The sequence below is a fragment of the Pseudotabrizicola sediminis genome (genome assembly GCF_004745575.1).
GTDB classification, from domain to species: domain Bacteria; phylum Pseudomonadota; class Alphaproteobacteria; order Rhodobacterales; family Rhodobacteraceae; genus Pseudotabrizicola; species Pseudotabrizicola sediminis.
In genome coordinates, this window is sequence record NZ_RPEM01000002.1 from 295886 (window position 1) to 321573 (window position 25688).

Consider the following 25688-nt stretch of genomic DNA (forward strand, 5'->3'; position numbering starts at 1 on the left):
TCAGGCGGCCTTTGCCTGTGACAGATCCCCCAATACCTCTGCCGCAATCGCAAACGAATGCAGCCGCGCCGCATGGTCATGGATCATGCCGGTCACCATCAGCTCATCGGGCTGATAGCGCGCAAGCATCGCCGCCAGCTCGCGCCGGACCGTCGCGCGCGACCCCACCGCCGCCACCGACAGCGCCTGTTCTACCCCCGCCATGACCGGGGCCGGGATATGCGCCCCGATATCGTGTACCGGGCGCGGCAGCTTGCCGGGCTTGCCGGTGCGCAGCCGGGCAAAGGCGAGCATCTGCGACGTGCGCAGATATTGCGCCTCGGCGTCGGTATCCGCCGCACAGACCCCTGCCGCCATCATCGCATAGGGCTGCGCCAGAAAGCGTGACGGGCGAAAGGTGGCACGATAGGTGGCCAGTGCATCTTCCAGCATCGCGGGCGCGAAATGCGAGGCAAAGGCATAAGGCAGCCCCAGATAGGCCGCCAGTTGTGCGCCGTACAGGCTGCTGCCCAGAATCCAGACCGGAACCTGTGTGCCCTCACCGGGGATGGCGCGCACGGCGGTTCCCTCTGTGGCAGTGTCGAAATAGCCGATCAGCTCCACCACATCCTGCGGAAAGCTGTCTTCCGGGGCCATGTGGCGGCGCAGGGCCCGCGCCGTGGCCATGTCGGTGCCCGGCGCGCGGCCAAGGCCCAGATCAATCCGGCCCGGATACAGCGTTTCCAGCGTGCCGAACTGTTCAGCCACGATCAGCGGCGCGTGGTTCGGCAGCATGATGCCGCCAGCACCCAGCCGGATGGTTTTTGTCGCCGCCGCCACATGGCCGATCACAATGGCCGTGGCGGCAGAGGCGATACCCGGCATGTTGTGATGTTCGGCCAGCCAGAACCGGTGATAGCCCGCGGCCTCGGCCAGTTGCGCCAGGGCAACCGTGTTGGCCAAAGCCTGCGCGGTGCTGCTGCCCTCGGGCACAGGGGAAAGATCAAGCAGGGAAAAATGATGCATGGCGGTGTCTCCTGCCCGTAAACCTAAGGGCAGGGCGCGCGCAATGTAAGACCCGCCCCGTCAGACCGCTATGGAATGCTGCGCCTTGTTCGGCACCCCGTGCTGGTCATAGGCATCAAAGGCCCGCGCCACCATGCGCGTCAGCGGGCGTGCGGCAGGCGGAATCGTCAGCCCGCCCGCATCCACCGTGACCATTCCGCCAAACGCCTCTGACGCATCGCGCAGCATCGCATCCAGCCGGTCCGGCGCGCAGTCGAAATCGCGCAGGATCTCGGCGCGTGACACATGGAAATCGCACATCAGCGCCTCGATGATCCGGGCGCGCATCCGGTCTTCGCCGGCAAAGACATGGCCGCGATGGGTGGAAAACCGCCCCGCCCGGATCGCCTTGGTGTAATCCGACGTGCCGCTGACATTCTGCGCAAAGCCCTGCGGAAACCGGCTGATCGACGAGGCCCCCAGCCCGATCAGCACCGGGGCGGTGTCATCGGTGTAGCCCTGGAAATTCCGCCGCAACCGCCCCGCCTTCAGCGCCTGTGCCATGCCATCACCGGGCCGCGCGAAATGGTCGATGCCGACGCTTGTATAGCCATCACCGCAGAACAGCTCTGCCGCCGTCTCGAACAGGCGCAGACGTTCCTGCGGGGTCGGCAGGCTGTCGGACGGAATCATCTGCTGCCGCCGGCTCATCCATGGCACATGAGCATAGCCGTACAGCGCCACCCGGTCAGGCGACAGCGTCAGCAGTTTGCGCACCGAATCGGACATCCGCGCCATGGTCTGATGCGGCAGCCCATACAGGATATCGGCGTTCAGGCTGTGCACGCCCCGGTCCCGGATCATCTCTGCCACTGCCAATGTCAGCGTATAGCTTTGCTCGCGCCCGATGGCTTTCTGGATCAGCGGGTCAAAATCCTGTACCCCGATGGAGGCACGGTTCATCCCCGCCGCCGCCAGGGCATCCAGCCGTGCGGCATCAATCTCGTTGGGGTCGATCTCGACCGAAAACTCGCCCCCCGCGCCCAACGGCACCGCTTCCAGCACCGCAGCCGCCAGCCGTTCGATCTGGGCTGCGGGCAGCAGGGTCGGCGTACCGCCACCCCAATGCAGCCGCGACAGCGTCACTCCGCGCGGCAGGTGGTGCCGCAACAGGGCAATCTCGGCCAAAAGCGTCGCGACATAGGCGATGACCGGATCATCGCTTTGCGTGCCTTGTGTCCGGCAGGCGCAGAACCAGCACAACCTGCGACAGAATGGCACGTGCAGATAGAGCGATATCGCCGAATTTTCGGGAATAGCCTCGACCCAAGTGGTAAACAGCGTATGATCCACCGAACCGCCGAAATGCGGGGCCGTGGGATAGCTGGTATAGCGCGGCACGCGCGCGTCAAACAGTCCAAGTCGGGCGAGTTGCGGTTCATATGTCATTCCCGTATCTTCGCCGCACAAAACCAGATCTGCCTTGATGCAGATCAAAAAGGGAAAGGGTGGCCATGTCCGTCCACCGTGAAATCCGAACTCAGATGCAGGATTGCGGCGATTGCCCGATCCGGCACCGGGCTGTATGTGCCCGCTGCGAAGCGGATGAACTGGCACAGCTGGAGCAGATAAAATATTACCGCAGCTATCAGGCTGGTCAGACCGTGATCTGGTCCGGTGACAAAATGGACTTCGTGGCCTCGGTGGTGACCGGCATCGCCACCCTGACCCAGACCATGGAAGATGGCCGTCGCCAGATGGTCGGCCTGCTGCTGCCGTCAGATTTTGTCGGCCGACCCGGTCGGTCCTATGCCGCATATGATGTGACCGCCACCACCGATCTGGTGATGTGCTGCTTCCGCCGCAAACCGTTCGAGGAGATGATGGGCAGCACGCCGCATATCGCGCAGCGCCTGCTGGAGATGACGCTGGACGAGCTGGACGCCGCCCGCGAATGGATGCTGCTTCTGGGTCGCAAGACCGCGCGGGAAAAGATCGCGAGTCTGCTGGCCATCATCGCCCGTCGCGATGCCAGTCTCAAACAGCCCCGCACTGCAGCGACGATGACCTTTGATCTGCCGCTGACACGCGAAGAGATGTCAGACTACCTTGGCCTGACGCTGGAAACCGTCAGCCGCCAGATGAGCGCGCTGAAGCGTGATGGCATCATCACGCTGGACGGCAAGCGTCAGGTCACGATCCCGTCGATGGATGCGTTGATGGATGAAACCGGGGACGACAGTGATGGCGGGTATCTGGTCTAGGATTGCTTCGGCATCCACGCGGGCCCTTGAAGTCGGTCTTCGGGGGCTGACCGCCCCCGGCAGCGCACCGTTCAATGCGCCATCAGCACCGGCACGGTGGTCTGTTCCAGCATGTTGCGCGTGGCACCGCCAAGGATGGCTTCGCGAAAACGGGAATGGCCGTAGGCCCCCATCACCAGCAGGTCGGCATCCTTGTCGCGCACATGGCGCAGCAGCACATCCGACACGCGCGGCAGGCTGCGGGCCAGCACCGTCACCTCGGCCCGTACCCCGTGGCGCACCAGCATCTGGCACAGCATGCCGCCCGGGTCTGACCGTTCCGGCCCATGCACCGGCGGATCAATCACGGTGATCGCCACCTGATCGGCCTGTTTCAGCAAGGGCAGTGCCGCGCGCACCGCCGCCATCGCCTCGCGGCTCTGGTTCCAGGCCACCACGACGCGCCGGGGCGCCGCCCGCCCAAGCCCGCTGTCCGGCACAACCAGAACCGGGGCCCGCCCCTCGAACATCGCGGCTTCGATGACCGCTTCGGCCTCGGCCCCCTGTTCCTTGCCATAGGGGCGCGCCAGCACCACCAGATCGGCAAAGCGGGCGCGCTGCGACACCAGGTCGATCATCGCGCCGAACTGGGTCACCGCCGCCTCGACGCTGGCGCGCAGACCGGGGGATTCGGCAGCCACGGCCGCCTTGACCGCATCCTCCAGATCGCGGGCATCGCTTTCGGCGCGCTCTTGCGCGACCTGCAACAACACAGCGCCAGAGCCGATGTAGGCATATCCGATCTGCGTGCGGTCAACCCCCAGCGCCAGAACATCCAGATGCGCGTCGGTCTGCGCGCACAGTTTTGCGGCTGCCGCGATGGTCTGCGGCACCTGCCCGGCATGGGTGGCAACCGTGAAAATGGATTTGTAGGTCATGGCGGTCCTCCTTCTTGCCGGTGTCCCTGAGTTCCGGTCCTGTCGCAGATATTGTGGGCTGAGTGATGACGTCGCATTGACCTTAATCAAATAGAAGGTCAGCCTTGATTGATATGGATCAAGGACCACCTGTCGCCCTCTCCCGCACAAGACGTTCAGTCGGAAAGCGCGCGGACAGTCCCCCGAATCATCCCGGGGGCGGATCCAGCCAAAGACGAAGGGACGCGATATGTGGGACTATCTGAAACTGGTCGTGCTTGGCCTGCTTGCCGTAGGTGCGGCAATAGCGGCCAATTACGCCCGTGACCTGGCTTACCTGGTCAACGCGGTGACCATCATGCTGGCGGCTGGCATCACCTTTCTGGTGGTGCTGCGCGGCATGGACGAGGTGAAAATCATCAACCGCAACGAATATATGGACGGGGTGGTGCGCGCTGGCGTGATTGCCACAGCGTTCTGGGGCATCGTCGGATTTCTGGTCGGCGTGGTGATCGCCAGCCAGCTTGCGTGGCCCTGGCTGAACTTCGAGGCATTGCAGGGTATGGGCAACTTTGGCCGCCTGCGCCCGCTGCACACCAGTGCGGTGATCTTTGCCTTTGGCGGCAACGCGCTGATCATGTCGTCGTTCTACATCGTGCAACGCACCAGCGCCGTGCGGCTGTGGGGCGGCAATCTGGGCTGGTTCGTGTTCTGGGGCTGGCAGCTGGTGATCGTGCTTGCGGCGACCGGCTATGTGCTTGGCGGCACCCAGTCCAAGGAATATGCCGAACCCGTCTGGTATGTCGACATCCTGATCACCGTGGTCTGGGTTGCCTTCCTTGCGGTGTTCGCCGGTACGCTGATGAAGCGCAAGGAACCCCACATCTACGTAGCCAACTGGTTCCTGCTGGCGATGATCATCACGATTGCCATGCTGCATCTGGTGAACAACATGGCCATTCCGGTGTCGTTCTTCGGCTCGCAATCGGTGCAGGTCACCTCTGGCGTGCAGGATGCAATGATCCAGTGGTGGTATGGCCACAACGCGGTGGGCTTTTTCCTGACCGCCGGTTTCCTCGGGATGATGTATTATTTCGTGCCAAAACAGGCCGAACGCCCGGTCTACAGCTACAAGCTGTCGATCATCCACTTCTGGGCGCTGATCTTCCTGTACATCTGGGCCGGTCCGCACCACCTGCACTACACCGCGCTGCCCGACTGGGCCTCGACCCTTGGCATGGTGTTCTCGGTCATCCTGTGGATGCCAAGCTGGGGCGGCATGATCAACGGTCTGATGACGCTGTCGGGCGCCTGGGACAAGCTGCGCACCGACCCGGTGATCCGGATGATGGTGGTCAGCATCGGCTTTTACGGCATGTCGACGTTTGAAGGCCCGATGATGAGCATCAAGGCCGTGAACTCGTTGTCGCATTACACCGACTGGACCATCGGCCACGTGCATTCCGGCGCCTTAGGCTGGAACGGCATGATCACCTTTGGCGCGCTCTACTTCCTGACCCCGCGCCTGTGGAACCGTGGCGGGCTTTACAGCCTCAAACTGGTCAGCTGGCACTTCTGGCTCGCCACCATCGGCATCGTGCTCTACGCATCCGCCATGTGGGTGTCGGGCATCATGGAAGGCCTGATGTGGCGTGAAGTCGATGCCAACGGCTATCTGGTGAACGCGTTTGCCGATACCGTGGCCGCCAAATACCCGATGAATGTGGTGCGGATGCTGGGGGGGCTACTCTACCTCTCGGGTGGTCTGATCATGTGTTATAACCTGTGGATGACCGTGCGTGCGCAACCTGCCAAGGTGACGTCACATGCGGCTGTTCCTGCTGAATGACCGGAGGGCAGGACAATGGCTTTTCTTGACAAACACAAGGCAATCGAAACCCATGCCACGCTACTGATGGTGCTCAGCCTGCTGGTTGTGTCCATCGGCGGTCTGGTCCAGATCGTTCCGCTGTTCTATCTTGAGAACACGATCGAAAAGGTCGAAGGGGTGCGCCCCTACACCCCCCTGGAACTGGCCGGGCGTGACATCTATCTGCGCGAAGGCTGTTACAACTGCCACAGCCAGATGATCCGCCCGATGCGGGACGAGGTCGAGCGCTATGGCCACTACAGCCTTGCGGCGGAATCGATGTATGATCACCCGTTCCAGTGGGGCTCCAAACGCACCGGGCCGGATCTGGCCCGGGTGGGTGGGCGCTATTCCGACGAATGGCATCAGGATCATTTCATGAACGCCAAATCGGTGGTGCCGGAATCTCTGATGCCGCCCTATGGCTTCCTGTTCAACCGCGAGATTGACGGGAAATACATGGAAGATGTGGTGCGCACCCATGCAATGGTCGGCGTGCCCTATTCCGAAGACATGATCGCAAACGCCCGCGCCGATTTCATGGCGCAGGTTGATCCCAACGGCGACTCTTCCGGCTTGCAGTCGCGCTATGGCGCGGCGGCGGTGCCGAACGGGGCCGACGTAAACGTGCGCAATTTTGATGGCCAGCCCCAGCTGACCGAAGCCGATGCGCTGATCGCCTATATGCAAGTCCTTGGCACGATGGTCGATTTCTCGACCTTCACGCCAGACGCCAGCCGGTAAAGGGGGCCGATATGGAAACCTACAGCTTCTTGCGTGAATTTGCCGACAGCTGGGCCTTGTTGTCGCTGTTCCTCATCTTCCTTGGGGTGATCGTCTGGGCCTTCCGCCCCGGCAGCCGCAAGGTGCATGACGATGTCGCGAATTCGATCTTCCGGAATGACAAGACACCCGCCCCGGCGGATGACTCCAAGCCCCACGTAAAGGAGGCGTGACACCATGTGCGCCAAGAAAGTAACGCAAAAGCCCGAAGATGTGCCAACCACTGGCCACATCTGGGACGGAATCGAAGAACTCGACAATCCGATGCCGCGCTGGTGGGTCTGGGTGTTCTACGCCACCATCGTCTGGGGCATCGGCTATTCCATCGCCTATCCGGCGTGGCCGATGATCACCAAGGCCACCCCGGGGCTGCTCGGGGCCTCGACCCGCGCCGATGTGGTGGCAGAGATCAAGCGGTTTGATGACGCCAACGCCACCATCAAACAGGCGCTGGTCGATGCCGATCTGACAACGGTCTCAGCCAACCCTGACCTGATGTCCTTTGCCCAGAATGCCGGGGCTGCCGTGTTCCGCACCAATTGCACCACCTGTCACGGGTCGGGCGCCAACGGGATTGAGGGCAAGGGATACCCCAGCCTGCTGGATGATGACTGGCTCTGGGGCGGCGATGTGGAAAACATCTACGCCACCATTGCCCATGGCATCCGCAACACCACGCACCCGGATGCGCGCTGGTCACAGATGCCCGCCTTTGGCGCGGATGAGATTCTGGAACGTCCGCAGGTCGCCGAAGTCGTGGAATATGTCCTGCAGATGTCTGGGCAGGACCATGACGCCACGCTGGCCGCGGCGGGTGAGGCTGTCTATCTGGACAATTGCGCCGCCTGCCACATGGAAGACGGTTCGGGCGACGTCACCCAGGGCGCGCCCAATCTGGCCGATGCGATCTGGCTCTATGGCGGCTCGCGCGACGCCGTGACCTATTCGGTCGTCAACGCCCGCTTTGGTGTGATGCCCGGCTGGAACGACAAACTGCCCGAAGACGAAATTCGCGCCGTGGCACTGTATGTCCACAGCCGCGGTGGTGGTCAGTAAACACGCACAGTCCCCGGGCAAGGTCACAGCCTTGTCCGGGGGTTCCGTCAGGGCCGCAGGAGCTTGCCCCGCACCCCAGCCTCATCTGATGCGATGCGGCGTTCCGTCACCCCCCCGATGATCTCCCTACTTCCGAAGCCCTGCCGCGCTTATGTGCCACATCGAAACCTGCATCTGCGATACGCATTTTGATTCAGGTCAATCCCCTGCCCGACGCTTTGGTGCAGTAAGGCCAAAGACCAAGCCAGACATCGGAGCCACGTCGTGAGCAGCCCAGACGCCACCGAACCCCCCAGCCTTTATGCCGCGCGTGAGCCGATTTTTCCGCGCCGCGTCTATGGCCGGTTCCGCAGCCTGAAATGGTGGCTGATGGGGCTGATGCTGGGCATCTACTACATCACGCCGTGGATCAGATGGGACCGTGGCCCCAATATGCCCGATCAGGCGGTTCTGCTCGATCTGGCGCATCGCCGGTTCTTTTTCTTCATGATCGAGATCTGGCCGCACGAATTCTACTTCGTCGCGGGCCTTCTGGTGATGGCCGGCCTTGGCCTGTTCCTGTTCACCAGTGCTGCGGGGCGGGTCTGGTGTGGCTATGCTTGCCCGCAAACGGTCTGGACCGATCTGTTCATCCTGGTCGAACGCTGGGTCGAAGGCGACCGCAACGCCCGAATCCGTCTGCACCGGCAAAAGTGGAATGGTGAAAAGGTCCGCAAGCGCGCGGTGAAATGGACATCCTGGTTCCTGATCGCCATGGCCACTGGCGGGGCGTGGGTGTTCTACTTCACCGATGCGCCGACCCTGCTTGGCAATCTGCTTACCGGGCAGGCCGGCGCGGTGGCCTATCTGACCATCCTGATCCTGACCGCCACCACCTTTGCCTTTGGTGGATTTGCCCGCGAACAGATCTGCATCTACGCCTGCCCGTGGCCGCGCATTCAGGCCGCCATGATGGACGAAGACACCCTGACCATCGCCTACCGCGACTGGCGTGGAGAGCCGCGCGGCAGCCTGCACAAGGGAAAGATCCCCGAAGGGCAGGGCGACTGCATCGACTGCATGGCCTGCGTCAACGTCTGCCCGATGGGCATCGACATCCGCGATGGTCAGCAACTGGCCTGCATCACCTGCGGGCTGTGCATCGACGCCTGCAATGACACGATGGACAAGATCGGCCGCCCACGCGACCTGATCGGCTATATGGCGCTGACGGATGAAACCGCCGAACGCGGCGGCGACGCCCCGATCTCGGTCTGGAAACACGTGTTCCGCCCGCGCACCATGCTGTACACTGTACTTTGGGCCGGGATCGGTGCCGGGCTGATCGTGGCGCTGTTCCTGCGCTCGCCCATCGACGTGAACGTCACCCCGGTGCGTAACCCGACCTTTGTCACCCTGTCCGACGGCACGATCCGCAACGCCTATGACGTGCGGCTGCGCAACAAGCAGGGGGCAGATGCCGTGTTCACCATCTCGGTCCCCTTCGATTCGGGCATGCGCGCGGAACTGGAGGGGTTGTCGGGCCTGTCGGTCACGGTCAACGCAAACGAAACCCTGTCGCAGCGGGTCTATCTGAACGCCCCGCGCGGATCACAGCCCGCCAGCGAAGACCGCACACAGGTCAGGATGTGGTTTGAAGAACTGGGCACAACGAACCGGGTCCATCATGATACCGTGTTCAATGGAAAGGACGAATAAATGACCGAATTCACCGGGCGCAAGATGGCGATTGTCATGGTCAGCTTCTTTGGCGTGATCATGGCGGTCAATTTCCTGATGGCCTACAAGGCCGTCAGCACCTTTCCGGGGCTGGAGGTCAAGAATTCCTATGTCGCCAGCCAGAAGTTCGACACCATCCGCGCCGCGCAGCAGGAGCTGAACTGGACGATGACGCCAGACTACGATGCCGCTGACCGCAGGCTCTATCTGGCCTTCACTGATTCCGATGGCCAGCCGGCACAGATCACCGATCTGTCAGTGCTGGTCGGCCGTTCCACCGCCGCGCGCGACGACCAGACACCGAATTTTACCTATGCCGCCAACCTCTGGACCACCCCACTGGATCTGGAACCCGGCAAGTGGCTGCTGCGGGTTGAGGCCCGCGCCGTCGATGGCACGCTGTTTTCGCAGCGCGTCAGCATCATGGTAAAAGGCTAAGGCCATGACCGTCGCCGCAGGCCCACTGACCCCGCCCGATCCGATGCGCGCCAGCCTGTCGGCCTGCCCGGCCTGCGTTGCTGCCCCTTCGGCGGAACGGCTGGCCCAGATGGCCCAGCCTGCATCGGCACGGCTGATGCTGTCGGTGCCGCTGGCTCATTGCGCCGTCTGTATCTCGACGCTTGAACGCGCGATGGCAGCGGTGCCCGGCGTCACCTCGGCCCGCCTGAATCTGACGCTGAAACGCATCAGCGTCGATGCCGCCGCCTCCGTCACCGCCGATACCCTGATCGCCGCCGCCGCTCGTGCCGGGTATGAGGCGCATGAGCTTGACCCCGGCCTGTTGTCCAGCACCGAAACCGACCGTCAGGGCCGCGATCTGCTGATGCGGCTGGGTGTGGCGTTCTTTTCCATGATGAACATCATGCTCTTGTCCGTGGCCGTCTGGTCGGGGGCCGAGGATGCCACGCGCGACATGTTCCACTGGATATCCGCCGTCATTGCCCTGCCCACCGTGGTGTTCTCTGGCCAGCCCTTCTTCAAGTCCGCGTGGCGCAGCTTGCGTGCGGGCAGGCTCGGCATGGATGTGCCGATCAGCCTCGCGCTGATTCTCGCCTCATCGATCTCCTTGTTTGAAACATGGATGTCCGGCCATCACGCCTATTTCGACGCCGCCGTGATGCTGACCTTCTTCCTGCTGCTGGGCCGCTATCTCGACCACCGCACCCGCGCCGTGGCCCGCTCTGCCGCCGAGGAACTGGCAGCGTTGGAGGTCCCGCGCGCCACCGTCCTGCGCGACGGGGTGGAATCCGTGGTCGGCATCACCGACGTTGCCGTGGGCGATCTGGTCCGCGTCCGCCCCGGTGGCCGGATGCCGGTCGATGGCGTGGTCACCGAAGGCACCTCAGAACTCGACCGCTCGCTGCTGACCGGCGAATCGCTGCCGGTCTATGCCGGTGTCGGCAGCATCGTCTCGGCAGGCGAAGTGAACCTGACCGGCCCGCTCACCCTGCGGGTGACAGCGGCGGGCAAGGACAGCAGCCTGCACCGCATGGCCGATCTGGTCGCCGTCGCCGAATCCGCCCGCACGAAATACACCAGCCTGGCCGAACGCGCCGCAGCCCTCTACTCCCCGCTGGTCCATATCCTGTCCTTTGCCGCCTTTGGCTTCTGGATGTGGCAGACCGGCGGCGATCTGCGCTACGCGATCAACATTTCCGCCGCCGTCCTGATCATCACTTGCCCCTGTGCCCTTGGCCTTGCCGTGCCCGCCGTGGTGACCTCCGCAAGCGGCAGGCTGTTTCGCAAGGGCTTGCTGATCAAACAAGGCACCGCGCTGGAACGTCTGGCCGAGGTGGATACCGTGGTGTTCGACAAGACCGGCACCCTGACCATGGGCATGCCGGAACCCACCAATATGGAAACCCACCCCCGCGCCGCGACCGAGGTGGCCTATGCGCTTGCAAGCGCCTCCTCGCACCCGCTGGCCATGGCCCTCGCCGAAGCTGCGCGCCGTGATGGCCTGCGCCCCGAGCGGGTCGAAGACATCCGTGAAGTCCCCGGCTACGGGGTCGAGGGTGTCTGGAACGGCACCCGCGTCCGCCTTGGCCGCGCCGAATGGTGCGGCGGGCAGGGGCTGGATGTAACCGCTACCTACCTGTGCACCGGCACCGGCCCCGCGCACGCCTTTACCTTCGCAGATCGTCTGCGCCCCGGCGCGGAAACCGCCATCGCCGCGCTGAAGGCGCAGGGCAAGACCATCAAGCTGATTTCAGGCGATGCGCCGGGCGCAGTGCGCGCGCTGGCCGACCGGCTTGGAATTGCCGACTGGACCGCAGGCGCATTGCCTGCCGAGAAGGCGCAAACCGTGGCGCAACTCACCGCCGCGGGCCACAAGGTGCTGATGGTGGGCGATGGCCTGAACGATACCGCCGCCCTTGCCGGCGCACATGTCTCGATCTCGCCCGCTTCGGCGCTCGATGCCGCCCGCGTGGCCTCTGACATCGTGCTCTTGGGGCAGGATATGGCTCCCATCGCCGATGCCGTCCGCATCGCCGGGCAAGCAACCAAGCGCATCCGCGAAAACTTCGGCATCTCGGCGCTGTACAATGTGGTGGCTGTGCCACTGGCGCTGGTTGGCCTTGCCACACCGCTGGCGGCGGCACTGGCGATGTCGCTGTCGTCGATCACCGTCTCGCTCAACGCACTCAGACTGAAATAATGGAAATCCTCGGCCTGCTCATCCCGGTCTCGCTGATCCTTGGCGGCCTCGGCCTGGCCGCCTTCTTCTGGGCCATGCGCACCAAGCAATTCGACGACCCCGAAGGCGACGCCAATCGCATCCTGACCAAGGATTACGACGACAAGCCAAAGCCGGAAGAGCCGAAGCCTTAAGGCGTCTTCACCTTCGCAGGGTCAGCGGTTGCCGAGCAGCCCGGCCCGCCAAAGCGATCACGATGCCGCATTGCTGCTTGCAAATCACATCCGCCGGCGGCGTCTGACAGCGTTCATCGCCCCACGACTCACGACTGCCGCTGCAAGCCATGTCTGGGGTAGGGGGCTAAACCCAACCCCACGCCGCCTTCATGGGCCCATCGCAAAGCATTGCACCGCACGGGCCTGCAACCGGCGGCAGGCCAGATCAGCCTGATCCTGCGTCAGCCCCATGAAATTCGCCTCATAACCGCCGCCGCGCTGAACCACCTTGCGCAGCCCGTCGTTCAGCGTTGCGCTTTCGGCCAGCTGCGTCTTCAGCAGCAACCGCTCCGCTTCGGAACGCGAATTGAACCGTCCCAGAGTCACCCCCCAGTGCCGCGCGCTTGAGGTGGAAAGCCGGATCACCACCGGCTCGTCCATCGGTTGCGCCTGCGGGGCATCAGCCACGCGGTCAAAGATCGGCGCATTGCGTTTCGGCGCGGGCGGCGGGGCAGGCATGGCCATGGCCGCCACCTGCACCGGTGCAGAGACCATCAACCCGTCGTCCACCATCCCGCCGTCAGGCAGCGCTGCGAATTGTTCAGCCTGACCATCCAACGTCGCCGCGCCACCCAGCGCCACGACCTGTGCGTCCAGCGTTCCGGCCTCTGGCGCAGTGTTCGGGGGCACGTCAACCGCAGCGGCCACAACCACCTGCGCCGGGGCCTCTGTGGCCACAACCTCTGCCACCAGCGACTCGGGCCGTGGGGGCGGCGGCGCAATCGCGGGCCCGGTCACTGCCGCGCCATCGGCCATGGCAACCGCCTGGGCATCCAGCGTGCCGGGCGGTGGCGGTGCGGCCACCGCTTCGGCCAAAGCCGCCGCGATGCTGTCTTCAATCGCGGCCACCGCCAGTTCGGTCGCGGCCACGCGTCCGGCATCCGGCCGCGCCGCCGGACGGGGCGATTTTGCCACGGCCATCTGCAGGCGAATCGTCTTGCCCGCGCCGCCTTCAACCTCCGGCAACCCATCGGCTTCGGCCATCAGCGCTTCGACATGCGCTGAATAGGACGGGGCTTGCGGCACTTGGGTGGGCGCATTTGCCGGGGCGCGTTTGAATCCAATGTCCAGCAGCTGCGCCACCTTGGCATTGCGCGCCGCAGTCGACGTGCCGCCAAACACCGTGGCGATGATCCGCACATTCCCGCGTTCCGCCGATGCGGTCAGGTTGAACCCGGCGGCATTGGTAAAGCCGGTCTTGATCCCGTCAGCACCCTTGTAGGCGTCCAGAAACCGGCTGTTGGTGTTGCGCACCGTGGCAAGGCCGGCATCGGTCGAACGGCGCGAGAAGATGTTGTAATATTGGGGGAAATCAAAGAACAACCGCCGCCCCAGCGTGTTCATGTCGCGCGCGGTCGACAGGTGCCCGCTGGCCGTCAGCCCGTTTGCGTTCTTGAAGGTCGAATTGCGCATGCCCAGTGCCTTGGCCGTCGCATCCATCCGCCGGGCAAACCCGGCCTCTGATCCGCCGATATGGTCGCCGAGCGCCGAGGCCGCGTCATTGGCTGATTTGGTCGCCGCCGCGCGGATCAGATGGCGGACCGAGATTTTCTGCCCCGCCTTCAGCCCCAGCTTCGATGGCGGTTTGGATGCTGCATTTTTTGATACCGTGACCATGGTATCAAGGCTCAACCGCCCACGCTGGATTTCCTCGAACGCGATGTACAGCGTCAGCATCTTGGTCAGCGATGCCGGATGCAGCCTTGTGTCGGCATTCTCGGCAAGCAGGATTTCACCCGTTCGGGCGTCTTGTACGATTGCGGCATAGGGTGCTGCACCTGACGGCTGCGATGACGAACAAGCCGCCACCACGATAAATGCCACCAGACAAACGAAATTGCGGGCGTATCGCCCCATAAGCGTTGTCACGATGAAGTTCCTTGCTCTGCCACTGCCCGCCCCGATTGTTATTGTGGGGCGTGATTTGCGGCAACGCTAACACAGCAGATGATTCCGCAAAACCCCGGAAATTCAAGGGGTTTGGTCTTTATCCTCACCTTGTGGCAAAACAGGCGGTTCCCTGCGCACCCGCCCTATATCTTGTGGCTGCCTTGCAGCTTTTCCACCAGATCGGGAAGCCCCTGCAGATCGGGCAACAAATGAAAGCGCGCATGGTTCTGCGGGGCCTCGGCATGCTCCAGCGCCCAGGTCAGGCCATGCGGCACATGCACGCCCCATCCGCCCACATCCAGCACCGGCAGCACATCGGATTTCAGCGAATTGCCCACCATCATCGCCTGCGCGGGCTGCGTTGCATGGCGGGCAAAGATCGCGGCATAGACCCGCGCCGTCTTGTCCGACACAATCTCCACCCCGTCGAACAGATCACCCAGACCCGATTGCGCCAGCTTGCGTTCCTGATCCAGCAGATCGCCCTTGGTGATCAGCAGCAGCCGGTGATCCCCGGCCAGCGCTTCAACAGCGTCGCGCGCATGGGGCAACAGCTCGATCGGATGGCGCAGCATCTCGCGCCCCGCCGCCATCAGATCGCTGATGACAGATGCAGGCACCTTGCCATCCGTCACCTCGATGGCGGTTTCGATCATCGACAAGACAAAGCCCTTCACCCCAAAGCCATAGTGCCCAAGGTTGCGCCGCTCTGCCGCCAGCAGCCGGTCTTCCAGATGATCCTGCGCCGCATAATCAGCCAGCAGCGCGGCAAAGCGTGCCTGTGTCAGACGGAAAAACGCCTCGTTCTGCCACAGGGTATCATCTGCATCAAACCCGATCGTGGTCAGGGTCTTTGTCATTTCTGCGTGCCGTGGTTCATGCCCGCTTTACCTCTTTGTCGCAATCCTGTGGGGGATGCCCTTTCCCATTGCCAAAAATCCTCTATATTGCGCGATGAACCCAGCCAACCGAATCTTCTTAGCATGAGGCACCGCCCGTGACCCACTTTCCCCATTCCATGTCGGACAAGACCGATGGGCCGGGCGATGACGCGGGGCTGCTGACCAAGACCAAGACCCGCACCCAGCGTCCGCCGATGTACAAGGTGATGCTTCTGAACGATGACTACACGCCAATGGAATTCGTGGTGCATGTGCTGGAACGGTTCTTTGGTCTCAACCACGCTCAGGCGTTTGAAATCATGCTGACCGTCCACAAGAAGGGCCTCGCCGTTGTGGGTGTGTTTTCCGCTGAAGTGGCCGAAACCAAGGTGGCACAAGTGATGGATTTCGCCCGCCGCCACCAACACCCCCTGCAATGCACGATGGAGAAGGAATAGGCCCCGCGCCTGTTCCGCCCGTATATGCGCTCTGCACGCCTTGATTTCGCGCTTGAAAGCGGTGCCCTTGTCCTACCGCCGGACGGGCCGGTCGTCATTTACCGCCCCCGCGAAGGCGATGATCTTTCCAGCATTTCCATTGCCCGCGTCCATGTCTCTACCGGGTTCCGCCCCGATGCCGAATGGTTCAATGCCCGTGGCTATCAGGCGGCAGAAGGCCCGCCCTATGCCGCCGCCATCGTCTGTCTGCCCCGGTCGCGCGATGCCGCCCGCGCCCTGATCTCGCGCGCCATGGTCGAGGTGGTGCCGGGCGGCCCGGTCGCGGTGGATGGTCAGAAAACCGATGGCATCGACAGCATCCTGAAAGATTGCCGCGCCATGGGGCTGACGATGTCCGGCCCGCTGTCAAAGGCGCATGGCAAGATCTTCGTGCTGCAGGCCGGGGCCGATCTGACCGGGTGGGATGCCCGCCCCCGCCTGATCGACGGTGGCTTTCAGACCCTGCCGGGCATGTTCTCTGCCGATGCGCCCGATCGCGGGTCGGTCCTGCTGGCGCAGGCACTGCCGGAAAAGCTGGGTGCCCGCGTGATCGACCTTGGTGCCGGCTGGGGCTATCTGTCCCGCGCCATCCTCACCCGCTCAACCGTGACGGAACTGGATCTGGTCGAGGCAGAGCAGGACGCGCTGGATTGCGCGCAGGTCAATGTCGAGGATTCGCGCGCCCGGTTTCACTGGGCCGACGCCCGCAGCTTCAAACCGCAACGCCCGGCGCATGCGGTGGTGATGAACCCGCCGTTCCACACCGGGCGCGATGCCGACCCCGCGCTGGGTGTGGCGTTTCTACGGGCAGCGGCAGCCATGCTGGTGCCTGATGGCACGCTTTGGCTGGTCGCCAACCGCCATTTGCCCTATCATCAGCCGCTGACAACCCTGTTCCGGCAGGTCGAAGACATCGGCACTGACCCTGCCTTCCGGTTGACCCGCGCCAGCCACCCGGTCCGGGCACGCTAGCCAAAACCCTCCCCAACCCCGAGGAACGCATGTCCCTTTCCATCACCGGCAAAACCGCCATCGTCACCGGGGCGGCCAAAGGCATCGGCCTGGCCGTCGCCCGCCATTTTCAGGCCAAGGGCGCAAATGTGATGTTCGTCGACATCGACGAAGACACGCTGGCGGCAGAATTGGGCGCCGAGGCCCGCGCCGAAGGCCCGGTGCGCATGTTCACCGGCGATCTGCGGCAAAAGCTGACCATCGCCAACCTGTTGTCAGCCACCATTGACGCCTTTGACCGGGTCGACATTCTGGTGAACGCCAGCCGCCGCATGGCGGTGTCAGATCCGCTGAACGTCGAAGACGACGCGGTTGAAATGCTGTGGCAGGAAAACGTGATGACCAGCCTGCGCCTGTCGCAGATGACCGCCAAACGCATGATCGCGCAGGCGGAAAAAGCGCAAGCCGAAGGATTGATCGGCGCGATCATCAATATTTCCTCGATTGCCGGCTGCCAGACCCAGCCCGGCCTGCTGGGCTATTCCATCGCCTCTGCCGCGGTGGATCAGATGACCCGGTCGCTGGCCGTGGCGCTTGCGCCAAGGGGCATCCGTGTCAATGCCGTCGCCATCGGCTCGGTAATGAGCGCCAGCCTGCAGGCATCGTTGAAAGACTCGCCCGACTGGCGCGACTCTATCGTCAACGGCACCCCGCTGGGCCGCATCGCCTCGCCCGACGAACTGGCCGAGGTGATGCAGTTTCTGGCCTCCGACGCGTCGGGCTTCATGACCGGGCAGGTGCTGCGGGTGGATGGCGGGCGCGGTCTGCTCGACCGCGTGGTCATCCCCGCCTACTGACCGCTATTCCGGAAATTCCGCCCGGCATTGCGCAATGCCCGGCCCCGCCGCGCGCAGCAGGCTCGCGCGCTTGTCCTGCATCGACGCCAGCTTGTGCGCTTCGGCCCGCAGATCAATCGCTTTAGGCCGGGTCGAGGTTTCGCGCACCTCATCCAGACACAGCTGCGGCGGTGGCGGTGGTGGCGCAGGTTCCCCTTCTGCGGCGGGCAGGGGGGCAGGGCGCGGGCAATAAACCCAACGATCCCGATAGGTCACCACCTCTTCCAGTGCATAGCCGCGCGCCAGATTGCCTTCGCTTTCCACGATCAGCCGGTCCAGCACCCGCACGTCCCGCGTCTCACGCGCGATGCAGCGCTCTTGCGGTGTGCCACAGGCGGCAAGCAGCACCAGAACAACAAGACTTCGGCGCATGGAATCCTCCCGGGGTTGCTGGACCAACAGTATATGCGCCCTCTGCGGCAAATGCCATGTTGGCGCGGCGGCAGCCATTTGCTAGGCAGGGGCAACAGGCGAGGGGACCAACCAATGACCGACCAATTTGATGCCCGAAAGACCCGTGCCGCAGCATGGTTCCGCACCTTGCGCGACCGCATCGTCGCCTCGTTCGAGGCGTTGGAAGACAGCCACGGCACCGGCACCCCCGGCCGGTTCGAGGTCACCCCCACCACCCGCGCCGATGGCGGCGGCGGGTTGATGAGCGTGATGCGCGGTGGCCGGGTGTTCGAAAAGATCGGCGTCAACGTGTCGGAAGTGCATGGCACGCTTGGCGAACGCGCACAAAAGGCCATGGCCGCACGCGGCGTACCGGGCATGGACAGCGACCCCCGGTTCTGGGCCTCTGGCATCAGCCTTGTCGCCCATATGGTCAACCCGCATTGCCCCGCCGTCCACATGAACACCCGTATGTTCTGGACGCCCCACGCGTGGTGGTTCGGCGGCGGCGCCGACCTGAACCCGGCACTGGAATATGCCGAAGACACCGCGCATTTCCACGCCGAGATGCAACGCGCCTGCGACACCCACGATCCGGCCTATTACCCGCGCTTCAAGGCTTGGGCGGATGAATACTTCTTCGTGCCGCACCGGGGGCGTGCCCGTGGGGTCGGCGGCATCTTCTATGACGACCTCAACACCGGCGGCAGCGATTCCGATTCGTGGGAGGCCGATTTCGCCTTCACGCAAGACGTGGGCTCTGCCTTCCTGCCCGCCTTCGTGCCGCTGACCGAACGCCGCATCGCCACCCCATGGTCCGATGCCGACCGCGAGGCGCAACTGGTCCATCGCGGGCTTTATGCCGAATACAACCTTGTCTACGACCGGGGCACCAAGTTCGGGCTGGAAACCGGCCATGATGCCAATGCCGTGCTGATGAGCCTGCCGCCCATCGCCAAGTGGACCTGAGCCAGCTTCCTGCCTTTGCGCTCACGTCGCTTTTGATCGAGCTGACGCCCGGCCCCAACATGGCCTGGCTGGCCCTGCTGGCCGCCACCGAAGGCCGCCGCCTTGGCTATGCCGTCGTGGCGGGCGTCTGTCTGGGGCTGTCGCTGATCGGGTTGCTGGCGGCGCTTGGGCTTGCCGCCTTGTTGCAGGCGCAACCGCTTGCCTATCAGGCCCTGCGTTGGGCCGGGGTCGCGTACCTTTTGTGGATCGCATGGGACACATGGCGCGGTGCCGATTCGCATGAGGGCGGCGCAGAGCCGGGGGCCTCGGCTTTTGCGCAGTTCCGGCGCGGCCTGATCACCAACCTTTTGAACCCCAAGGCTGCCGTGTTCTACGTCACCGTGCTGCCCGGCTTTCTCTCCCCCACTGCCCGCTTTGCCGAGGTGTCGACGCTGTCCTTCACCTTTGTCGCCGTCGCCACCCTGATCCATGGCGGCATCGTCACGGCCGCAGGCACGGCCGCCGGATGGCTTGCGCAAGGCGACCGTGTCAGGCTAACCCGGCGCATTATGGCGCTTGCTCTGGTTGCCGTGGCGCTCTGGCTGTTCACAAGGACCTGACCCGCATGACCCTTCCCACGCCCGACATCACCATCCATGCCGCTTACGCTTCGGTTGTCGAAGATGAAGAAGACGGCATGCTGTTCATAGGCTTTGCGCAAGGCGAAGAAGAAGACGAGCCCTATGCCCTGTTCCGGCAGCCGCTTGGCGGCGGGCCGGTCTGGTTCGCGGTGAACGACGAAGATTTCGGGGCCGAAGACGCGGTGCAGTCGATCATCCAGGATGCACGCGGCCTCACCGTCACCATCCACCCCGACCACATCGCCAGCTTCGGTTGGGCTGCCACCATCGCCATCCGCATCGGCCCACAGACCGAAGACGCCGAACAAGCGCTGGAGGCGCTGCGCGCGATCTACGGCCCGATTTTCAAAGCCTGAAGGCGCGTGGCCTGACAGGGGCGGCGGGGTGAACCCCGCCCTACCCAAGCCGCAGGTGTCAGCGCAGACCTGGCACCCCCGCCCGGATCACAAACGGTAGGGCGGGGTTTACCCCGCCACCCCCACCGGCTCAGGCGCTGCGCACCGTGTCGATCATCAACTGCACGTTGTCGGGGTTGGCATCCGGCGTGATGCCGTGGCCCAGGTTGAAGATATGCGGACCCTTGCGGAACGCATCGACCACCTTCCGGGTCTCGCGCACCAGATCGTCGCCCCCGGTGACCATGTGGCGCGACGCAAGGTTGCCCTGCACGCAGCCATCTTTCTGCACATGCTCCGCCGCCCATTCCGGCGTCACACTGTCGTCGACCGCCACGCAATCCGCCCCGGTCTTGGCGCCAAAGCCGACATAGCCATTCCCCGCCTCGCGCGGGAAGGCGATGATCGGCGTATCCGGGTGGCGCGCCTTCAGCGCCGCGATGATCCGGGCGGTGGGGGCCACAGCGAAATCTTCGAAATCCTGCCCTTTCAGGCTGCCGGCCCAGCTGTCGAACAGCTTGACCACCTCGGCCCCGGCCTCGATCTGTGCCGACAGGTATTCCACCGTCGCCTCGGCAATCCGGTCAAGGATGGCGGTGAACGTCTCGCGGTCTTCACGCATCAAGGCATGCGACGCCGCCTGATCCTTCGATCCGCGCCCGTTGATCATATAGGTGGCCACCGTCCACGGTGCCCCGGCAAAGCCGATCAGCGTGGTCTCGGCGGGCAGTTCGCGGGCAAGGATCTTCACCGTTTCATAAATCGGCGACAGCGTCTCGTCGATGGCGCTCACCGGCTTTAGCGCCCTGACCTGGTCCATCGTGGTCGTGGTTTCCATCCGCGGGCCCTCGCCCTCGACAAACCACAGCTTCGGCCCCAGCGCCTGGGGCAGCAGCAGAATGTCGGCAAACAGGATCGCCGCATCAAAGCCATAGCGCCGGATCGGCTGCAACGTGACCTCGGCGGCCAGTTCGGGATTGTAGCACAGCGACAGGAAATCCCCGGCCTGCGCCCGCGTTGCGCGATACTCGGGCAGATACCGCCCCGCCTGACGCATCATCCAGATCGGCGGGGTGGGAAGGGTTTCGCCGGCAAGCGCGCGGAGGATGGTCTTTTCGGTCATATGGGGCTCCTTTGCCCCATGGGTCCGATGCGCGCCCCGCGTTGTCAAGAGTTGTCAGGCAAAGATGACAGTAGTATGCCTGTCCCCATGACGCAAAACCTGCCCTCCCCCGCCCAACCCCTCAAGATCGGAACCCGTGGATCGCCGCTTGCCCTTTGGCAGGCGCATGAGGTGCGGCGCTGCCTGATGGCGGCGTTTGACCTGCCCGAACCCGCCTTTGAAATCTGCGTGATCAAGGTGATGGGCGACCAGATCCTGGACAAGGCGCTCAAAGACATCGGCGGCAAGGGCCTGTTCACGCGTGAGATTGAAGAGGCCCTGCTTGATGGCAGCATCGACATCGCGGTGCATTCGATGAAAGACATGCCCACGCTGCAACCAGATGGGCTGATCCTCGATTGTTACCTGCCGCGTGAAGATGTGCGCGATGCCTTTGTTAGCCCGCATGTGGCCCGTCTGGCCGATTTGCCGCAAGGCGCGGTCGTCGGCTCGTCGTCCTTGCGCCGCCGGGCGCAGTTGCGGCTGAAACGGCCCGATCTGCAGCTGGTCGAGTTTCGCGGCAACGTACAGACCCGGATGAAAAAGCTGCAAGATGGCGTCGCCGTCGCCACCTTCCTTGCCATGGCCGGGCTGAATCGGCTGGGCATGGCCCATATGGCCCGCTCGGCGATCGAGACCGAAGACATGCTGCCCGCTGTGGCCCAAGGGGCCATCGGCATCGAACGGCGCATGGCGGACAGCACGACTGCCAGCCTGCTGGCCGCGATTCACGATACCCCCACCGGCCTGCGCCTTGCCGCCGAACGCGCCATGCTGGCTGCGCTGGACGGATCGTGTGAAACCCCGATTGCCGGGCTGGCCACGCTGGACGGCGGTACGTTGCATCTGCGCGGCGAGATCCTGCGGCCTGACGGGTCGGAATCGATCACCGGGCAGCGCAGGGGGCCGGTATCGGATGCCGCCGCACTGGGCACCGACCTGGCCAAAGAGCTGCTGGCCAAGGCCCCCGCCGGATTTTTCAGCTGGCGCTGAGCCGGGTCGTTACTACCCCTTAAATTTCTGTCATCCCGGTGTTACATTCCGGTGATGACCGAGCCTGACCACACTCCCCTGCCCAAACCCGTGGCGACTGCCCTGCAAGCCGCCCTGTCGCAGCCGCCGCAGCGGATCAAGGCGCTGGCGCTGCCGGGTGGCGGGCGGGTCTGGCTGAAGCGGGTCGAACAGGCCACAGGCCGGATGCGGCTGCAAAAGGGCAATGGCCTGTCGGCCTTTGTTGCCGAACGCGAGGCGTTGCGGCTCTTGCACGCCCGCGGCGTGCCGGTGGCGCAGGTGATGGCGGAAGGCCCCGATTACCTGCTGCTGCCCGATCTTGGCCCCACGCTGTCAACCCTGCTGAAAGACACGACCCATCCCATGCCTGACCGCATCGCCGCCTTTGCCGCCGCAGGGGCCGCGCTGGCGGGTCTGCACCGCGCCGGGTTTTCGCATGGCCGGCCTGCCTTGCGTGACTTTTGCTGGCAGCGGGGCGAGCTGCGGTTGATCGACCTTGAACGATTTCGCAACCGCAGGCGCAGCCGGATGGTGCGGGCGCTGGATGTGGTGATCTTCACCCACAGCTGGTTCGCAAATGACCGGGGTATCGCCCCCGGCCCGGAACTCGATGCCGCGCTGAACGCCTACCGCGCCGCCGCCCCGGCCGGGCTGTGGCGCGCGGTGGCGCGGCTGGTGCGGCTGATGGCACCGCTTGGCGCTCTGGCGCGCGGCGTGGCCCGCATCAGCACCCCGTCAAAGGATGTGCAGGCGATACCGCCCACGCTGGCTTATCTGGCGCGGGTCACGCAAGCGCCGGGTTGATCCGCCCCCGGTCCGCCAGCCACAGCCCCAGTGCGCCAAGAATGGCGATGCCGCCGCCCAGGGCCGCCGTCAACGCATAGCCGCCAATGGCCAGCCCCGCGCTGAAGGCCAGCGCCGCGATCACATCGGCCACCAGCTTTTGCAGCGCCAGCATTGACGCCGCCGTGCCGGGCCGCCCCACCATCAGATCCTGATAATACGAGATCGGCAAAATCAGCATCGCCACCCCACCCAGACCCGCCGGCAGCGTCATGGCCCAGATCCATGCCGACTCCGCCAGAAACGGCAGCGCGATCAGGTGGCTGACATACAGCACCGTGCCCCAGAAAATCAGCGTGGGCCGGGGTACATGCGCCAGATAGCGCGGCAAGAGCAGCATGAACGGCACCTCCCACCCCGCCACCAGACCCACATACAGCGCGGTATCCGCCGCCGTCCGCCCCGGCGTTTCGGAAAACACGAGTGCCGCAAGGATCATGTACAGCACACCCGAAGACGTCACCGCCCCAAGGCACAGCAGCCGCAGCGCCACCTCGGGCCGCGCCAGCTGCGCCAGCGCCGCACCCAGCCGCAGACCCGATGGCTGATCGGCCCAGCCGGTCTGCCCGTCACGCGGCCAATAGCCCCAGATCAGCGCCAGCAGTGCCAGACTGGCCAAGCCCCCGGTCGCATAGGTCAGCATCACATCGGCGCCCCAACCAAAGGCAAAGGTCCAGAACACCAGCATCAACAGGAATGTCACCGACATCGCCGCCCGCACGGTCGCCTGTATGCCCTCACGCTGATCGGGAAAGCCCTGGCTGGCCAGCCGGTTCAGCGCAAAGGCCTGACCAAAGATCGACGACGCAACCGGCAGCAAAATCCCGTTGGTCAGCACAAAACTGACCGGCCCGGGCGCAAACACCATCAGTGCAGCACCCAGCGCCCCGATCAGCGCGGTGATCATCGCCAGTCGCCGCCGGTTCGCCTTTTGGTCCGACAGAATGCCCAACAGCACTGATGTCACCACCGCCACAACCGAGGCCAGCACCAGAACCAGCGCAAACGCCGCCTCGGGCAGGCCCAGAACCTCGATCCCGATCAGCGACTGATAGGGGTAAAGCGAGGCATTGATCAGCCCCATCAACCCGATCACCCCCGCCAGCATGCGAAACACCGGCGTGGCAAAAACCGTGTGAAGCGCTGTCACGATGCGTCGCTGTCCTTTGCCGGAATAACCTTGCCGGGGTTCATGACCCCCGCAGGGTCCAGCGCCGCCTTGACCGCGCGCATCACATCCAGCGCCACGCCGTCCTTGCGCCGCGCCATGGATGGCCGCTTGGACAGGCCCACGCCATGCTCTGCCGAAAAACTGCCGCCCAAGGTCGCGACCACATCCTCGATCATAGTGATCACGCGGTCATAGGTGGCTTTCGATCCGTCCACCGGGAAGGCGGTGAAATGCAGGTTGCCATCGCCCAGATGCGCCACCGTCATGGGTTCATGCGCCTGTTCCACTGCTTGCAGGCGCTTGTGGATCTCGGTCAGGAAATCCGCCGCCCGGTCCAGCGGCACCGCAATATCGGTGTCCACGAAGGGGCGCCTGGCAAAGGTGATCTCGGCCGCCGCCTCGCGCCGCGCCCACATCGCGCCGCGCTGCGCCTCGGATTGCGCGACGATGGCATCCGTGATCAGCCCCTCGTCCATCAGACCCGCCACGGTGGTTTCCAGAAGGTCGGTCAGCGGCACCGACCCATCCTCCCGCGTCTCGCACAAGGCGGGCGAGGTCGCGCCCAGCTCGGTCAGGATCGTCACCTCGGGCACCTCGCCGAACGGCAAGCCCAGATCGGGCCGCACCTGTGCCAGACGGCGGGAATAGCTGGCGGGCATGAATTCAAACGCCTCGACCAGCCCGCCCGACGCCTCTTGCAGCCGGTTCAGCAGCACCGTCGCATCCGCCAGATTGCCCAGCGCCAGCGTGGCCGTGGCATGGGCGCGCGGGGCAGGGACCAGCTTCATCACCGCCGCAGTGATGATGCCCAGCGTGCCCTCGGCCCCGATGAACAGATCCCGCAAAGCATAGCCCGAGTTGTCCTTGTGCAGCGCCGACATCAGGTTCAGCACCCGCCCGTCGGCCAGCACCACCTCCAGCCCCAGACACAAGGACCGGGTCGAGCCATAGCGCAGCACGTTTGACCCGCCCGCATTGGTCGACAGCACCCCGCCGATCATCGCCGACCCGCGCGCGCCGAACCACAGCGGAAAATACAACCCCTGCGCCGCCGCCGCATCATGCAGGGCCGACAGGATCACCCCCGCCTCTACCGTGGCCGTGCGTGCGGCAGGGTTCAGATCGCGGATGCGGTTCATCCGCTCCAGGCTGATCATCAGCCCGCCTTTGGTATAAGTGCCCCCCACCAGCCCGGTATTGCCCGACACCGGCACCACCGGCACCCCATGCCGGGCGGCAAGCGTCACGCAATCCGCGACCTGCGCGGTATCACCGGGCCGCACCACAGCAACAGGCTCTCCCGGATAGGCTCCGGTCCAGTCCCGCGCGTGGCGGTCCATATCACCGCCGGTCAGCACATGGGCGGGGCCAAGCAGCGTTGTCAGATCATCAATCAGGGTCATGGGACGGTCCTCACCCGGGCCGTCGGGGCCGGGGGCCGCATATCCTTGACCGGTCCCGACACGCGCATCAAGCCCTTGCGCGGAATTTTCATGCCTCGCGCTGCGGAAGGTGGGGAAGCCT

General features: G+C 64.4%; 26 protein-coding genes. 17 read left to right on the forward strand and 9 right to left on the reverse strand.

Going from position 1 to position 25688, the window contains the following annotated elements; genetic code table 11:
• Window positions 1–1005, reverse strand: coding sequence for an LLM class flavin-dependent oxidoreductase (locus EEB11_RS04070; protein WP_135429136.1), 1005 nt, complete (start codon window positions 1003–1005; stop codon window positions 1–3).
• Between the two features lie 60 nt (window positions 1006–1065).
• Window positions 1066–2433, reverse strand: a complete 1368-nt coding sequence (hemN, locus tag EEB11_RS04075; RefSeq protein WP_135429137.1) for an oxygen-independent coproporphyrinogen III oxidase — start codon at window positions 2431–2433, stop codon at window positions 1066–1068.
• A gap of 65 nt (window positions 2434–2498) precedes the next feature.
• On the opposite strand from hemN, the gene fnrL reads away from it, so the two are divergent.
• Window positions 2499–3248 (forward strand): transcriptional regulator FnrL, encoded by a 750-nt coding sequence (gene fnrL / locus EEB11_RS04080; protein WP_135429138.1) that lies wholly within the window; start codon window positions 2499–2501, stop codon window positions 3246–3248.
• Between the two features lie 71 nt (window positions 3249–3319).
• On the opposite strand, the gene EEB11_RS04085 is transcribed toward fnrL, so the two are convergent.
• On the reverse strand, window positions 3320–4165 hold the full coding sequence (locus EEB11_RS04085) for a universal stress protein (protein ID WP_135429139.1): 846 nt from the start codon (window positions 4163–4165) through the stop codon (window positions 3320–3322).
• A 229-nt stretch (window positions 4166–4394) separates the two neighbouring features.
• On the opposite strand from EEB11_RS04085, the gene ccoN reads away from it, so the two are divergent.
• The 8 genes from ccoN (at window position 4395) to ccoS (ending at window position 12404) form a co-directional block, all read left to right on the forward strand.
• Window positions 4395–5993, forward strand: coding sequence for a cytochrome-c oxidase, cbb3-type subunit I (gene ccoN / locus EEB11_RS04090; protein ID WP_135429140.1), 1599 nt, complete (start codon window positions 4395–4397; stop codon window positions 5991–5993).
• A 15-nt stretch (window positions 5994–6008) separates the two neighbouring features.
• A complete protein-coding gene (ccoO, locus tag EEB11_RS04095) occupies window positions 6009–6758 on the forward strand; it encodes a cytochrome-c oxidase, cbb3-type subunit II (RefSeq protein WP_135429141.1) in 750 nt (249 codons plus the stop codon).
• 11 nt (window positions 6759–6769) lie between these two features.
• Window positions 6770–6970, forward strand: coding sequence for a cbb3-type cytochrome c oxidase subunit 3 (locus EEB11_RS04100; protein ID WP_135429142.1), 201 nt, complete (start codon window positions 6770–6772; stop codon window positions 6968–6970).
• 4 nt (window positions 6971–6974) lie between these two features.
• Entirely contained in the window at window positions 6975–7853 is an 879-nt protein-coding gene (gene ccoP / locus EEB11_RS04105; protein ID WP_135429143.1) for a cytochrome-c oxidase, cbb3-type subunit III, read from the forward strand.
• 264 nt (window positions 7854–8117) lie between these two features.
• Window positions 8118–9551 carry a cytochrome c oxidase accessory protein CcoG gene (ccoG, locus tag EEB11_RS04110; RefSeq protein ID WP_135429144.1) on the forward strand — a complete coding sequence of 478 codons (1434 nt, stop codon included), beginning with the start codon at window positions 8118–8120 and terminating at the stop codon, window positions 9549–9551.
• Complete coding sequence (locus tag EEB11_RS04115; protein WP_135429145.1) at window positions 9552–10010, forward strand: FixH family protein; 459 nt, start codon at window positions 9552–9554, stop codon at window positions 10008–10010.
• Window positions 10011–10014: 4 nt separating this feature from the next.
• Entirely contained in the window at window positions 10015–12231 is a 2217-nt protein-coding gene (locus EEB11_RS04120) for a heavy metal translocating P-type ATPase (RefSeq protein ID WP_135429146.1), read from the forward strand.
• Complete coding sequence (ccoS, locus tag EEB11_RS04125) at window positions 12231–12404, forward strand: cbb3-type cytochrome oxidase assembly protein CcoS (RefSeq protein ID WP_135429147.1); 174 nt, start codon at window positions 12231–12233, stop codon at window positions 12402–12404. Before EEB11_RS04120 ends, ccoS begins: the two co-directional genes overlap by 1 nt.
• A 189-nt stretch (window positions 12405–12593) precedes the next feature.
• Here ccoS and EEB11_RS04130 read toward each other — a convergent pair whose 3' ends face one another.
• Entirely contained in the window at window positions 12594–14354 is a 1761-nt protein-coding gene (locus EEB11_RS04130) for a D-alanyl-D-alanine carboxypeptidase family protein (protein ID WP_245298763.1), read from the reverse strand.
• A gap of 164 nt (window positions 14355–14518) precedes the next feature.
• A complete protein-coding gene (locus EEB11_RS04135) occupies window positions 14519–15235 on the reverse strand; it encodes an HAD family hydrolase (RefSeq protein ID WP_135429148.1) in 717 nt (238 codons plus the stop codon).
• Between the two features lie 158 nt (window positions 15236–15393).
• Between EEB11_RS04135 and clpS the strand changes: the two genes are divergently transcribed.
• The 3 genes from clpS to EEB11_RS04150 are packed head-to-tail and all read left to right on the forward strand — an operon-like array spanning window position 15394 to window position 17561.
• Window positions 15394–15714 carry an ATP-dependent Clp protease adapter ClpS gene (gene clpS, locus EEB11_RS04140; protein ID WP_103332763.1) on the forward strand — a complete coding sequence of 107 codons (321 nt, stop codon included), beginning with the start codon at window positions 15394–15396 and terminating at the stop codon, window positions 15712–15714.
• A 24-nt stretch (window positions 15715–15738) separates the two neighbouring features.
• Complete coding sequence (locus tag EEB11_RS04145) at window positions 15739–16725, forward strand: class I SAM-dependent methyltransferase (RefSeq protein WP_135429149.1); 987 nt, start codon at window positions 15739–15741, stop codon at window positions 16723–16725.
• Between the two features lie 29 nt (window positions 16726–16754).
• Window positions 16755–17561: an SDR family NAD(P)-dependent oxidoreductase gene (locus EEB11_RS04150; RefSeq protein WP_135429150.1), complete on the forward strand. Its 807-nt coding sequence runs from the start codon at window positions 16755–16757 to the stop codon at window positions 17559–17561.
• Window positions 17562–17564: 3 nt separating this feature from the next.
• Here EEB11_RS04150 and EEB11_RS04155 read toward each other — a convergent pair whose 3' ends face one another.
• The gene (locus EEB11_RS04155) at window positions 17565–17972 is read right to left on the reverse strand and encodes a hypothetical protein (protein WP_135429151.1); all 408 of its coding nucleotides are present in this window, start codon (window positions 17970–17972) and stop codon (window positions 17565–17567) included.
• A gap of 114 nt (window positions 17973–18086) precedes the next feature.
• Here EEB11_RS04155 and hemF point away from each other — a divergent pair, with 114 nt between their 5' ends.
• The 3 genes from hemF to EEB11_RS04170 are packed head-to-tail and all read left to right on the forward strand — an operon-like array spanning window position 18087 to window position 19938.
• Window positions 18087–18962 carry an oxygen-dependent coproporphyrinogen oxidase gene (gene hemF / locus EEB11_RS04160; protein WP_135429152.1) on the forward strand — a complete coding sequence of 292 codons (876 nt, stop codon included), beginning with the start codon at window positions 18087–18089 and terminating at the stop codon, window positions 18960–18962.
• Window positions 18953–19561: a LysE family translocator gene (locus EEB11_RS04165; protein ID WP_135429153.1), complete on the forward strand. Its 609-nt coding sequence runs from the start codon at window positions 18953–18955 to the stop codon at window positions 19559–19561. Before hemF ends, EEB11_RS04165 begins: the two co-directional genes overlap by 10 nt.
• Before the next feature lie 5 nt (window positions 19562–19566).
• Window positions 19567–19938, forward strand: coding sequence for a hypothetical protein (locus EEB11_RS04170; protein WP_135429154.1), 372 nt, complete (start codon window positions 19567–19569; stop codon window positions 19936–19938).
• 130 nt (window positions 19939–20068) lie between these two features.
• Here EEB11_RS04170 and hemE read toward each other — a convergent pair whose 3' ends face one another.
• The gene (gene hemE, locus EEB11_RS04175; RefSeq protein ID WP_135429155.1) at window positions 20069–21100 is read right to left on the reverse strand and encodes a uroporphyrinogen decarboxylase; all 1032 of its coding nucleotides are present in this window, start codon (window positions 21098–21100) and stop codon (window positions 20069–20071) included.
• 87 nt (window positions 21101–21187) lie between these two features.
• On the opposite strand from hemE, the gene hemC reads away from it, so the two are divergent.
• Both hemC and EEB11_RS04185 read left to right on the forward strand, forming a co-directional pair.
• On the forward strand, window positions 21188–22132 hold the full coding sequence (gene hemC / locus EEB11_RS04180) for a hydroxymethylbilane synthase (protein WP_135429301.1): 945 nt from the start codon (window positions 21188–21190) through the stop codon (window positions 22130–22132).
• Between the two features lie 54 nt (window positions 22133–22186).
• Window positions 22187–22954 (forward strand): BUD32 family EKC/KEOPS complex subunit, encoded by a 768-nt coding sequence (locus tag EEB11_RS04185; protein WP_135429156.1) that lies wholly within the window; start codon window positions 22187–22189, stop codon window positions 22952–22954.
• On the opposite strand, the gene EEB11_RS04190 is transcribed toward EEB11_RS04185, so the two are convergent.
• Window positions 22935–24143: an MFS transporter gene (locus EEB11_RS04190; RefSeq protein ID WP_167852650.1), complete on the reverse strand. Its 1209-nt coding sequence runs from the start codon at window positions 24141–24143 to the stop codon at window positions 22935–22937. The genes EEB11_RS04185 and EEB11_RS04190 overlap by 20 nt on opposite strands.
• Window positions 24140–25567: an FAD-binding oxidoreductase gene (locus EEB11_RS04195; RefSeq protein ID WP_135429158.1), complete on the reverse strand. Its 1428-nt coding sequence runs from the start codon at window positions 25565–25567 to the stop codon at window positions 24140–24142. The genes EEB11_RS04190 and EEB11_RS04195 overlap by 4 nt, the downstream gene beginning before the upstream one ends.
• Window positions 25568–25688: the final 121 nt, after the last annotated feature.

What these genes read in the sequence shown, in the direction of transcription:
- EEB11_RS04070 (WP_135429136.1), bottom strand. Translation starts at nt 1,005, where the DNA reads ATGCATCATTTTTCCCTGCTTGATCTTTCCCCTGTGCCCGAGGGCAGC.
- hemN (WP_135429137.1), bottom strand. Translation starts at nt 2,433, where the DNA reads ATGACATATGAACCGCAACTCGCCCGACTTGGACTGTTTGACGCGCGC.
- fnrL (WP_135429138.1), top strand. Translation starts at nt 2,499, where the DNA reads ATGTCCGTCCACCGTGAAATCCGAACTCAGATGCAGGATTGCGGCGAT.
- EEB11_RS04085 (WP_135429139.1), bottom strand. Translation starts at nt 4,165, where the DNA reads ATGACCTACAAATCCATTTTCACGGTTGCCACCCATGCCGGGCAGGTG.
- ccoN (WP_135429140.1), top strand. Translation starts at nt 4,395, where the DNA reads ATGTGGGACTATCTGAAACTGGTCGTGCTTGGCCTGCTTGCCGTAGGT.
- ccoO (WP_135429141.1), top strand. Translation starts at nt 6,009, where the DNA reads ATGGCTTTTCTTGACAAACACAAGGCAATCGAAACCCATGCCACGCTA.
- EEB11_RS04100 (WP_135429142.1), top strand. Translation starts at nt 6,770, where the DNA reads ATGGAAACCTACAGCTTCTTGCGTGAATTTGCCGACAGCTGGGCCTTG.
- ccoP (WP_135429143.1), top strand. Translation starts at nt 6,975, where the DNA reads ATGTGCGCCAAGAAAGTAACGCAAAAGCCCGAAGATGTGCCAACCACT.
- EEB11_RS04115 (WP_135429145.1), top strand. Translation starts at nt 9,552, where the DNA reads ATGACCGAATTCACCGGGCGCAAGATGGCGATTGTCATGGTCAGCTTC.
- EEB11_RS04120 (WP_135429146.1), top strand. Translation starts at nt 10,015, where the DNA reads ATGACCGTCGCCGCAGGCCCACTGACCCCGCCCGATCCGATGCGCGCC.
- ccoS (WP_135429147.1), top strand. Translation starts at nt 12,231, where the DNA reads ATGGAAATCCTCGGCCTGCTCATCCCGGTCTCGCTGATCCTTGGCGGC.
- EEB11_RS04135 (WP_135429148.1), bottom strand. Translation starts at nt 15,235, where the DNA reads ATGACAAAGACCCTGACCACGATCGGGTTTGATGCAGATGATACCCTG.
- clpS (WP_103332763.1), top strand. Translation starts at nt 15,394, where the DNA reads ATGTCGGACAAGACCGATGGGCCGGGCGATGACGCGGGGCTGCTGACC.
- EEB11_RS04145 (WP_135429149.1), top strand. Translation starts at nt 15,739, where the DNA reads ATGCGCTCTGCACGCCTTGATTTCGCGCTTGAAAGCGGTGCCCTTGTC.
- EEB11_RS04150 (WP_135429150.1), top strand. Translation starts at nt 16,755, where the DNA reads ATGTCCCTTTCCATCACCGGCAAAACCGCCATCGTCACCGGGGCGGCC.
- EEB11_RS04155 (WP_135429151.1), bottom strand. Translation starts at nt 17,972, where the DNA reads ATGCGCCGAAGTCTTGTTGTTCTGGTGCTGCTTGCCGCCTGTGGCACA.
- hemF (WP_135429152.1), top strand. Translation starts at nt 18,087, where the DNA reads ATGACCGACCAATTTGATGCCCGAAAGACCCGTGCCGCAGCATGGTTC.
- EEB11_RS04170 (WP_135429154.1), top strand. Translation starts at nt 19,567, where the DNA reads ATGACCCTTCCCACGCCCGACATCACCATCCATGCCGCTTACGCTTCG.
- hemE (WP_135429155.1), bottom strand. Translation starts at nt 21,100, where the DNA reads ATGACCGAAAAGACCATCCTCCGCGCGCTTGCCGGCGAAACCCTTCCC.
- hemC (WP_135429301.1), top strand. Translation starts at nt 21,188, where the DNA reads ATGACGCAAAACCTGCCCTCCCCCGCCCAACCCCTCAAGATCGGAACC.
- EEB11_RS04185 (WP_135429156.1), top strand. Translation starts at nt 22,187, where the DNA reads ATGACCGAGCCTGACCACACTCCCCTGCCCAAACCCGTGGCGACTGCC.
- EEB11_RS04195 (WP_135429158.1), bottom strand. Translation starts at nt 25,567, where the DNA reads ATGACCCTGATTGATGATCTGACAACGCTGCTTGGCCCCGCCCATGTG.